This is a genomic window from Kitasatospora sp. NPDC059803, assembly GCF_042732255.1.
Taxonomy (GTDB): Bacteria; Actinomycetota; Actinomycetes; order Streptomycetales; family Streptomycetaceae; genus Kitasatospora.
This window is the reverse complement of record NZ_JBHWIJ010000270.1, coordinates 1-10,175: the sequence shown is the minus strand read 5'-3', so window position 1 is coordinate 10,175 and position 10,175 is coordinate 1. Positions and strand designations below refer to the sequence as shown.

Sequence of the window (10,175 nt, the reverse complement as noted above, 5' to 3'; positions counted from 1 at the left end):
CCCCAGAGCGACCGAGCCGCTCCGCCCCCCACCCACCACCCCCCCCGCGTCTGTGCTCGCCGACGGGGGGGCGGCGCGGCGGCTGCACCCCGCGGGCGGGCGGCCCCCCCCCCCCCTTTTCACTCGGATTGCGGAGAATTCAGAAGTTCCCCTGCGCCCCGCACACCGGCTGTGCTCAGCGCTTGGCGCGCAGTCGCGCGGCCTCGTAGAGCACGATGCCCGCCGCGACACCGGCGTTCAGCGACTCCGTCAGCCCGGACATCGGGATCCGCACCCGCATGTCGCAGGTCTCCGAGACCAGCCGGGACAGGCCCTTGCCCTCGCTGCCCGCGACGATCACAACCGGGCCGGTCAGCAGCTCCAGGTCGCCCAGCTCGGCCTCGCCGTCGGCGGCCAGGCCGACCACCATGAGGCCGGCCTTCTGGTAGGCCTCCAGGGTGCGGGTGAGGTTGGTGGCCCGGGCGACGGGCAGGCGGGCGGCCGCGCCGGAGGAGGTCTTCCAGGCACCGGCGGTCATGCCGGCCGCGCGGCGCTCGGGGATGACCACGCCGTGCGCGCCGAAGGCGGCGGCGGAGCGGACCACGGCGCCGAGGTTGCGCGAGTCGGTGACGCCGTCCAGCGCGATGATCAGCGCGTCCTGGCCCGAGTCGGAGGCCTCGACCAGCAGGTCGTCGGGGTGCGCGTACTCGTACGGCGGCACCTGGAGCACGAGGCCCTGGTGGTTGAGCCCGCCGGTCATCTGGTCCAGCTGCGGGCGCGGGGCCTCCATCAGCGGGATGCCGCGGTCGTTGGCGGCCTGGAAGGCGTCGCGGACGCGGTCGTCGGTGTCGACGAACTGCTGGACGTACAGCGCGGTGGCCGGGACGCCGCCCTGAAGGGCCTCGACGACCGAGTTGCGGCCGAAGACGAGCTCGGCGCTGCCCGCACCGCCCCGGCCGCCGCGACCGGCGCCGCCGGCGCGGCGCATGCCGGCGCGGGCCTTGGCGTCCCGCTCGCGCTTGACCGCGGCGTTGGCGGCGCGCTGCTTCGGGTGGCCCTTGCGCTCCGCTCCGGGCGGGGTCGGGCCCTTGCCCTGGAGCGCCTTCCGGCTGTGGCCGCCGGTACCGACAGACGCGCCCTTCTTCGATCCGGGGTTGCGGCGGTTCCTGCGCTGGCTGTTGCCGGCCATGGCTGTACTTCCTGTCTGTCCGGCATGCCCGGCCGCCCCGTTCTGTCCGGCGGCGGCCGACTGCATGCGCTACGTCATGCGGGAGGGCCGCACCGGTCCGGTACGGCCCACCCTCACCCCGATCGTCAGATGGGGTTACTGGCTGTTGATCGTCCAGCGCGGGCCGGACGGGGTGTCCTCGATCACCAGCCCGGCCAGGCCGAGCTGGTCGCGGATGGCGTCCGCGGTGGCGAAGTCCTTGCGCTGACGCGCCGCCTGCCGCTGGTCCAGGACCAGGCGGACCAGCGAGTCGACCACACCGTGCATGCTCTTCATTGTCCCAGGCTCGCCGCCCTCCGCCCCGACCCACTGCGGGTCGAGCGGGTCGAGACCCAGCACTCCGAGCATCGCACGGACCTCGGCCAGACGCGCCACCGCGTTCTCCTTGTCGTCCGCGTTCAGGGCGCTGTTGCCCTGGCGGACGGCGGTGTGCACGACGGCGAGCGCCTGCGGAACGCCCAGGTCGTCGTCCATCGCCTCGGCGAAGGCCGGCGGCACCTCGGGGGCGGCGTCGACCGCCCCGCAGCGCTCGACGGTGCGCTGGATGAAGCCCTCGATCCGGCCGAACCCGGCCTCGGCCTCGCGCAGGGCGTCCTCGCTGTACTCGATCATCGAGCGGTAGTGCGGGGTGCCCAGGTAGTAGCGGAGCACGATCGGACGCCAGCGCTGGACCATCTCGGAGACCAGCACCGAGTTGCCCAGCGACTTGCTCATCTTCTCGCCGGCCATGGTGACCCAGGCGTTGTGCACCCAGAAGCTGGCGAAGGCGTCGCCGTAGGCCTTGGACTGGGCGATCTCGTTCTCGTGGTGCGGGAAGATCAGGTCCAGCCCGCCGCCGTGGATGTCGAAGGCCGGGCCGAGGTACTTGTGGACCATCGCCGAGCACTCCAGGTGCCAGCCCGGCCGGCCGCGGCCCCACGGGGTCTCCCAGCTCGGCTCGCCCGGCTTGGCGGCCTTCCACATCGCGAAGTCGCGCTGGTCCCGCTTGCCGGTCTCGCCCTCGCCCTCGGGCTGGCGCAGGTCGTCGAGCTTCTGGTTGGAGAGCGCGAGGTACTCCGGGTACGACTTCACGTCGAAGTAGACGTTGCCGTCGGCCGCGTAGGCGTGGCCCTTCTCGATGAGCCCCCGCATCATCTCGACCATCTCGGGGATGTGCCCGGTGGCCCGCGGCTCGACGGTCGGCGGCAGGCAACCGAGCGCGGTGTAGCCGTCGTTGAACGCCCGCTCGTTCTCGTAGGCGATCTGCCACCACGGGATGCCGAACTCGCGCTCCTTGGCGATCACCTTGTCGTCGATGTCGGTGACGTTCCGGGCGAAGGTGATCTGGTAGCCGCGGTAGGCGAACCACCGCTGCATGATGTCGAAGTTGAGACCGGACCGGATGTGCCCGATATGAGGCGCCGACTGGACGGTAGCGCCGCACAGGTAGATCGAGACACAACCCGGTACAAGCGGGACGAAGTCGCGTACCTGGCGGGTGCTGGTGTCGTACAGGCGAATGCTCACAGCGTCAAGCGTAGTGGGCAGGAGGGGGTGCCCCGCGACATTCCCCGGGAATGATATGCAGCACTCCCGGGGAACCACGGGCCGCGCGGGCCGGTCAGATGTTGCCGACCACCTTGCGCGGGCTGAGCCGGACGACCACCCGGACGTCGTCCGGGCCGTCGAACCCGTACTCCTCGCCGCGGTACTTGCGGGACAGTTCGTTGATCAGCTCCCGGCCGCCCTCGGTGGTCATCGTCGCCGAACCGCGCACCTCGACGTACTCGTACGGGTTCTCCGGCGGGTTGACCACGAGCGAGATGCGCGGGTCCCGCACCAGGTTGAGGTGCTTGCGGCGGCCCTGGACGGTGGAGAACAGGATGTCGTCGCCGTCCCGCGTGACCCAGACGACCGAGGACTGGGGGCTGCCGTCGGGCTGGATCGTGGACACCACGGCAAAGCTCTTGCGGTCGAGCAATTCCTTGGCGGGGCCTGAGAGTTCGACGCCCATCGAGAACCTCTTCTCATCGTCGGCGGTACGGCCCGAGGGGAAGCCCCGCCCGGGCCCGAAACCGCACACTACCGACCGATCCACCGCCACGCCGGGTGAACACTCGTCAGGGCCCGCCTATTCCGGCCCTGCCGACCGCGCCCGGCTCAACGCCGTTCGTACACCAGGGCCGTGGCGATCGCGGCCAACCCCTCGGCCCGACCGGTCAGGCCCAGGCCGTCCGTGGTGGTGCCGGACACCGACACCGGCGCACCGGCCGCGGCCGACAGCGCGGCCTGCGCCTCGGCCCGCCGCTTGCCGATCTTCGGCCGGACGCCGACCACCTGGACCGCGATGTTGCCGATCTCGAAGCCCTCCGCGCGCACCAGCCGGGCCGCCTCACCGAGCAGCTTCACCCCGGACGCGCCGGCCCACTCCGGCCGGTCGGTGCCGAAGTGCGCGCCCAGGTCGCCGATCCCGGCGGCCGAGAACAGCGCGTCGCAGGCCGCGTGCGCGGCGACGTCGGCGTCCGAGTGCCCGGAGAGCCCGACCCCGGCGTCCGGCCACTCCAGTCCGGCCACCCAGAGCGGGCGGCCGGCCTCGAAGGCGTGCACGTCGGTCCCGATGCCCACGCGCGGCAGCACGGGGGCCGGGGCCCGGTCGGCGGGCGTCTGCGGGTCAGTAGGCATCGGCGGCCCTCCGGCGGGCGAGTACGGCCTCGGCGAGCACGAGGTCCAGTGGACGGGTGACCTTGAACGCCTCCTCGTGGCCGGGCACCACGACGACCTGGCCGCCGTAGCGCTCCACCAGGCCCGCGTCGTCGGTGACCGGCGGCGCGTCGGCGGCGCCCGCGGCCTCCTCGGCCAGCGCCTTGGCGTGCACCCCGACCAGGGTGGCCCGGTCGAAGCCCTGCGGGGTCTGGACCGCGCGCAGGGTGGCCCGGTCGGGCGTGTCGAGCACCGGCTCGGGGCGGCCCGGGTTCGGCTCGACCCGCTTCACCGTGTCGGCCAGCGGCACCGCGGGCACCACCGCTCCGGCCCCGGCCCGGACGGCGGCCGCCACCGCGTCCACCACCTCGACCGGGACGAGCGGGCGGGCCGCGTCGTGCACCAGGACGATCTCCACCTCGGCCGGGATCGCGGCCAGGCCGAGCCGGACCGACTCCTGGCGGGTGGCGCCACCGGCGACCACCCGGATGTCCTTGCCGTCCAGCCCGTGGCTGTCCAGCAGGGCGACCACCTCGGCCACCCCGTCGGCGGGCGCGGCGACCACGACCAGGCCGACCGCCCGGCTGCGGGCCAGCGCCCGCACGGCGTGCACCAGGAGCGGCACGCCGCCCAGTTCCCGCAGGGCCTTCGGGGCACCGGGCCCCAGCCGCTCACCGCGTCCGGCGGCGGGCACCACTGCTGCTGCGACTGCTGCTGAGGCGTTCAGGTTTCACTCCTTCGGAGAAGTGGGTATGGCCTTGGCGTGCCCGGCGGGCGCTACGGGCCCCTTCCGAAGAATTACGGTCCAACCGTCCGCCACACAATCCCGCAGAATCGGTCTTGCAGGACGGAAAACGGTCTTGCCGGGCCTGGACCGGCTCGGGGCGGGGGCGTCGTCCGGACACGCCTCAGCGCCCGAAGTGCCACTGCACCACCCCGGGACGCTTCGTCCTGGGAGCGGCGCGCCGACACCGGGCGCTGTGAGCGGTGGGCGGCAGCCCGACTGCGCTACGAGGCCAGCACCTCGTCGAGCAGCGTCTCCGCCTTGTCCTCGTTGGTGTTCTCCGCCAGCGCGAGCTCGCTGACGAGGATCTGGCGCGCCTTCGCGAGCATCCGCTTCTCGCCGGCCGAGAGGCCGCGCTCGCGCTCACGGCGCCAGAGGTCGCGCACAACCTCGGCGACCTTGATAACGTCGCCAGAGGCGAGCTTCTCCAGGTTCGCCTTGTAGCGACGGGACCAGTTGGTCGGCTCTTCGGTGTACGGTGCGCGCAGCACCTCGAAGACCCGGTCCAGACCCTCCTGGCCGACTACATCGCGCACGCCGACGAACTCCGCGTTCTCAGCGGGCACGCGGAGCGTCAGGTCTCCCTGCTGCACCTTGAGCACCAGGTAGGTCTTGTCCACACCTTTGATCTGGCGAATTTCGATGGCCTCGATCAGCGCGGCCCCGTGATGGGGGTAGACCACCGTGTCGCCAACCTTGAACGTCATGTGACAGGACCCCTTCCGTGGCTTTCCAGAATAACACGCTTTTCAGCGCACCCGAAGGGCGTTTTCGCAGGTCAGGGCCGGTCTCGGGGCTTGACAAGGACCCCCATGACGTGCTGCGACCGGTGTTCGAGGGAGGCTTCCCGCAGGTCGGAGGCGGTTCCAGCGTTCGGCGAAACCTTGCGCAACACTCTGGAAACCATGATTGGATCTTGGGTTTTCACCGTTTATCGGGCCGTATCCACATCGTTATTCGATCTTGGTCGAAGCTTGTCCCGAGAGTGACCCGGACACGCCACAAGTGCGGCCGGACGGCCGCCCCGCGAACCCCGGGAGTGCGACACGGGGACCACCCCGTGAGGAGCGCATAAGCGAGGTCGATAATCTGAGACCTGACCTATCGACACGTTGACTTAGGAGAAGCCGCCGCCGTGAGCCGCAGCCTTCGACGCGGCAGCATCGCCGCCATCGCCGCCATCGCCATCGCCTCGCTGTCGTCCTGCGCCGCCGGCAACACGCCGGACACGCTGCAGGTCAAGCCCGACAACGCGGCGGCAACCCTCGGAACGAACCTTCGGCTGAACAACATCGTGGTCGTCACCGGGGACGAGTCCTCGGGCGAGCACAACGGTCCCGCCAACGTGACCGTCAACATCGCCAACACGGGCAGCACCCCGGCGGAGCTGCAGTCCATCACCGTCGGCAACGGTGCCACCGCCGCGTTCTCCGACGCCGCGGGCGCCCCGCTGTCCACCATCGTCGTCCCGGCCGGCGGCGCCGTGGCGATCGGTGGCAACGGCAATCCGTCCGCCAAGGTCGCCTCGGTCGGCGTCCAGGTCGGCGGCTTCACCCCCACCTCGTTCACCTTCAAGGACGGCCAGAAGGTCGACGCCCAGGCCGGCGTGAGCCCGAACGCGGGCCTCTACAAGGGCTTCGGCCCGACGCCGGCCCCGGCGGCCGCGCCCACCAAGGGCGCCACCGCCGCGACCACCCCGGCCGCCGGCACCACCACCCCGGCCGCCCCGGCCACCACCGGTGCGCCCGCACCGTCCGGTTCCACCACCCCGGGTGCCACCCAGTCCGCCGGCGCCCACTGACGCACCACCCGGCGTCCGGCGGGCCCTCCCGGGCCTGCCGGACACCACCGCGAAGGCCCCCTCCGGCGACTGCCGGCGGGGGCCTTCCGCGTCTGTCCGCGCCCGCGGTTTACGGCTCGAACTTGTAGCCCAGGCCGCGGACCGTGACCAGGTAGCGCGGGGCGCCCGGGTCCGGCTCGATCTTGGCCCGCAGGCGCTTCACGTGGACGTCCAGGGTCTTGGTGTCGCCGACGTAGTCCGCGCCCCAGACCCGGTCGATCAGCTGCATGCGGGTGAGCACCCGGCCCGCGTTGCGCAGCAGCATCTCCAGCAGGTCGAACTCCTTCAGCGGGAGGTCGACCTTGGCGCCGTCCACGGTCACCACGTGCCGGTCGACGTCCATCCGGACCGGGCCGGCCTCCAGGGCGCCCGGGCCGCCGCCGTTCTCGCCGGCACCGCCGTCCTCACCGCGGCGGCGCAGCACCGCCCGGATCCGGGCGACCAGCTCACGGGTGGAGTAGGGCTTGGTGACGTAGTCGTCCGCACCTATTTCCAGACCGACCACCTTGTCGATCTCGCTGTCCTTGGCGGTGACCATGATCACCGGCACGTTGGAGCGCACCCGCAGCTGACGGCAGACCTCGGTGCCCGGCAGGCCCGGCAGCATCAGGTCGAGCAGGACGAGGTCGGCGCCGTTGCGCTCGAACTGCTCCAGGGCGTCGGGGCCGGTGGCGGCGACAGCCACCTCGAAGCCTTCCTTGCGGAGCATGTACGAGAGGGCGTCGCTGAACGACTCCTCGTCCTCGACCACCAGTACTCGGGTCACGATCAGGCCTCCGGGGCAAGCTGGGGGGTTGTGTCTGACAGGGGGTGTTCCCGCTCCCCCGTGGGGAGCGGACGGTCCGTGCGGCCTGTGGTGGCCGTCCGGTCCGTGGTGAGGGTTCTGGTGGGCGCGGCGGCGGCGCCACGGCTGCCGGTGGCATCGCGGGCGCCGGTGTCGTCGAGGTCGTCGGTGTCGTCGAGGTCGTCGGCCTCGGGCGCCTGCCCGGCGGGCAGGCGGATGGTGAAGGTCGAACCCTGGCCCTCGACGCTCCACACCGAGACCGTGCCGCCGTGCGAGGCGGCGACGTGCTTGACGATGGACAGGCCGAGGCCGGTTCCGCCGGTCGCCCGGGAGCGGGCCGGATCGACCCGGTAGAAGCGCTCGAAGACGCGCTCGCGGTCCTTCTCCGAGATGCCGATGCCCTGGTCGGTGACCGAGATCTCGATCAGCTCGCCGTCCGCCTCCCCGAGCGCCGCGGCGCTGGAGATCCGGCGGGTGGCGATCGCGACCCGGGTACGGGGCGGACTGTAGTTGACGGCGTTCTCGACCAGGTTGCCGAGTGCCGCGGCGAGCTGGCCGCGGTTGCCGTGCAGGTAGAGCCCGGCGATGCCGCCGGCCGTGATCAGGATCTGCTTGGCGGCGGCCTGCTGGCGGCAGCGGTCGATCGCCTCGGCGATCAGCTCGTCCACCGCGACGGGCTCCGGGTCCACCATCAGCCGGTCGTCCTGCACCCGGGAGAGGTCGATGATCTCCTGGACCAGGCTGGCCAGCCTGGTCGCCTCGATCTGCATCCGGCCGGCGAAGCGCTGCACCGCCTCCGGGTCGTCGGACGCGTCGGCGACCGCCTCGGAGAGCAGCGACAGGGCGCCCACCGGGGTCTTCAGCTCGTGGCTGACGTTGGCCACGAAGTCCCGGCGGACCGCCTCCACCCGGCGGCGCTCGGTCTGGTCCTCGACCAGCACCAGCACCAGCCGGGAGCCCAGCGGGGCGACCCGGACGGAGACCGCGAGCGGCTCGCCCGCACGGGCCACGCCGGGGCGGGGCACCTCCAGTTCGACCTGGCGGATCTCGCCGTCCCGGCGGGTGGCGCGCGCCAGCGAGAGCATCTGGTCCACGGCGACCGCGCCGCCGCGCACCAGTCCCATCGCGTACGCCGCGGAGCTGGCCTTGACCACCTCGTCGCCCTCGCCCAGCACGATCGCGCAGGAGCGGAGGACGGAGAGGACGGTGTCCACCCCCGGCGGCAGCGGGGGCTCCGGGGTGCCGGCGCCCAGCCCTTGGTGCCGACCGTGGTGTCTGCTGCTGGTGCCGCCGTACCTGCCCCTGGCCTGCTCGCGCTCGCTCCAACGGAAGGCGATGGAGGCCGTGAGGCCGACGCCGAGCCCGGCTATGGCGCAGGCAGCGGCGGCGGCCACGTTCACGTCCATGTGGCCAGCGTAAGCGCACGGCCAGGGCACTCCCCAAGGGCCCGATCAAGGCATCGGCCACGCGTTGCCGAGAATTCACCTTCACGTGGCCGCTGATTCACCACACCGGCCGTGCATCGTCGCCCGGACGGCCCAGAGTTGGCCATGCAGCCCGTGTGGGAGTGGGCGGCGGGCCGAACCACCGGCCGCCGTCTCAGGTGTGCGCGTACGATTCGCGCCACCAGCAGCGGTCACCCGGACGACAAGACGATCGTCGGACGGGCCGGCCGGTCGGCACCGCCACCGACACAGCTACTGAGGAGAGAGCATGCGCGACGCGTACCACGAGGAACTCGATGCGATCGGCGACAGCCTGGTCGAGATGGCCCGACTGGTCGGCTCGGCCCTGGGCCGGGCCACCACCGCACTCCTCGACGCGGACCTGGCGCTGGCGGAGAGCGTGATCGCCGCCGACGAGAAGATCAACGACCTCCACCACGAGCTGGAGAACCGCGCGATCGACCTGCTCGCCCGCCAGCAGCCGGTCGCCACCGACCTGCGCATCGTCGTCACCTCGCTGCGGATGAGCTCCGACCTGGAGCGCTGCGGCGACCTCGCCCGGCACGTCGCCAAGGTCGCACGGATGCGCTACCCCGACTCCGCCGTGCCCGGCGACCTGCACTCCACCGTCCTGGAGATGGGCCAGCTCGCCCAGCGCCTGGTGGCCAAGACCGGCCTGGTGATCGCCACCAAGGACGTCGACAAGGCCCTGGAGCTGGAGCAGGACGACGACGCGATCGACTCCCTGCACCGCGAGCTGCTGTCGCACCTGATCGACGACCGCTGGCACCACGGCATCGAGACCGCCGTCGACATCACCCTGGTCGGCCGCTACTACGAGCGCTTCGCGGACCACGCGGTGTCGGTCGCCAAGCGCGTGGTGTACCTGGTGACGGGCGAGCACGTGGCCGAGTTCGTGGCCTCCTCGGAGGCCGCGGCGGCGGAGTGACCTCGTGCGGGTGCGGTGCGGCCGCCTCGGGGCTCGGGGCTCAGCATCTCGGGGCTTGGGGGCTCGGGACTCGGGGCTTCAAGGGGCGGCCGCTCCCCCCACAGGGTGAGTAAACCTGCGACAGGGGTGGTGGGGGCGCACGACGACCCGTACATCCCACCACTGCGCGCCCGTTGACGCTCCCTCCGATCGGCGGCTTCACTCGACGTTGGGGGCACAGGACTGTGCCCGTCACTAGGAGGGAACAGCTCGATGAAGGCCAACCCCACCCGACCGGCACGCGCCCACGAAACCGTCGAGCCGCCCACCCCGAAGCTCCTGCCCGTCCTCGCGGCCGGCTGCGGCTGCGGCCCCGGCTGCGGCTGCGGCTGCCAGTCCGGCGCGCCCTGCCAGTGCGGCGGCGCGGACGGCGGCTGCTGCGGCGGCCACTGAGCGGTCCGCCGCCGAGGAGTTCCCGAGGTGCACGGCCTTCCGTCGGCCGTGCACC

11 protein-coding genes are annotated in these 10,175 nt (G+C 72.2%); 3 read left to right on the top strand and 8 right to left on the bottom strand.

The window, feature by feature from the left end; all coding sequences use genetic code 11:
* Positions 1–175: 175 nt before the first annotated feature.
* From rlmB to ACFV6I_RS31300, 6 genes are all read right to left on the bottom strand, one after another.
* Positions 176–1,168, bottom strand: a complete 993-nt coding sequence (gene rlmB / locus ACFV6I_RS31325) for a 23S rRNA (guanosine(2251)-2'-O)-methyltransferase RlmB (protein ID WP_063348798.1) — start codon at positions 1,166–1,168, stop codon at positions 176–178.
* 135 nt (positions 1,169–1,303) lie between these two features.
* Positions 1,304–2,713 (bottom strand): cysteine--tRNA ligase, encoded by a 1,410-nt coding sequence (gene cysS, locus ACFV6I_RS31320; protein WP_063348797.1) that lies wholly within the window; start codon positions 2,711–2,713, stop codon positions 1,304–1,306.
* Positions 2,714–2,807: 94 nt separating this feature from the next.
* Positions 2,808–3,200, bottom strand: a complete 393-nt coding sequence (locus tag ACFV6I_RS31315) for a PPOX class F420-dependent oxidoreductase (RefSeq protein WP_063348796.1) — start codon at positions 3,198–3,200, stop codon at positions 2,808–2,810.
* Between the two features lie 146 nt (positions 3,201–3,346).
* Positions 3,347–3,868 (bottom strand): 2-C-methyl-D-erythritol 2,4-cyclodiphosphate synthase, encoded by a 522-nt coding sequence (ispF, locus tag ACFV6I_RS31310; RefSeq protein ID WP_063348795.1) that lies wholly within the window; start codon positions 3,866–3,868, stop codon positions 3,347–3,349.
* Positions 3,858–4,583, bottom strand: coding sequence for a 2-C-methyl-D-erythritol 4-phosphate cytidylyltransferase (ispD, locus tag ACFV6I_RS31305; RefSeq protein ID WP_107452910.1), 726 nt, complete (start codon positions 4,581–4,583; stop codon positions 3,858–3,860). Before ispD ends, ispF begins: the two co-directional genes overlap by 11 nt.
* A 311-nt stretch (positions 4,584–4,894) precedes the next feature.
* Positions 4,895–5,377, bottom strand: coding sequence for a CarD family transcriptional regulator (locus ACFV6I_RS31300; RefSeq protein WP_030244332.1), 483 nt, complete (start codon positions 5,375–5,377; stop codon positions 4,895–4,897).
* Between the two features lie 428 nt (positions 5,378–5,805).
* Here ACFV6I_RS31300 and ACFV6I_RS31295 point away from each other — a divergent pair, with 428 nt between their 5' ends.
* Positions 5,806–6,471, top strand: coding sequence for a DUF461 domain-containing protein (locus ACFV6I_RS31295; RefSeq protein ID WP_363375142.1), 666 nt, complete (start codon positions 5,806–5,808; stop codon positions 6,469–6,471).
* 109 nt (positions 6,472–6,580) lie between these two features.
* Here the strand turns inward: ACFV6I_RS31295 and ACFV6I_RS31290 are convergent, their stop codons facing one another.
* Positions 6,581–7,276, bottom strand: coding sequence for a response regulator transcription factor (locus ACFV6I_RS31290; RefSeq protein WP_030061050.1), 696 nt, complete (start codon positions 7,274–7,276; stop codon positions 6,581–6,583).
* A 2-nt stretch (positions 7,277–7,278) separates the two neighbouring features.
* Positions 7,279–8,700 carry a sensor histidine kinase gene (locus ACFV6I_RS31285; RefSeq protein WP_380341334.1) on the bottom strand — a complete coding sequence of 474 codons (1,422 nt, stop codon included), beginning with the start codon at positions 8,698–8,700 and terminating at the stop codon, positions 7,279–7,281.
* Between the two features lie 307 nt (positions 8,701–9,007).
* On the opposite strand from ACFV6I_RS31285, the gene phoU reads away from it, so the two are divergent.
* Both phoU and ACFV6I_RS31275 read left to right on the top strand, forming a co-directional pair.
* The gene (phoU, locus tag ACFV6I_RS31280) at positions 9,008–9,688 is read left to right on the top strand and encodes a phosphate signaling complex protein PhoU (RefSeq protein ID WP_063348792.1); all 681 of its coding nucleotides are present in this window, start codon (positions 9,008–9,010) and stop codon (positions 9,686–9,688) included.
* 252 nt (positions 9,689–9,940) lie between these two features.
* Positions 9,941–10,120 (top strand): hypothetical protein, encoded by a 180-nt coding sequence (locus tag ACFV6I_RS31275; protein WP_063348791.1) that lies wholly within the window; start codon positions 9,941–9,943, stop codon positions 10,118–10,120.
* The last annotated feature ends 55 nt before the right edge of the window (positions 10,121–10,175 follow it).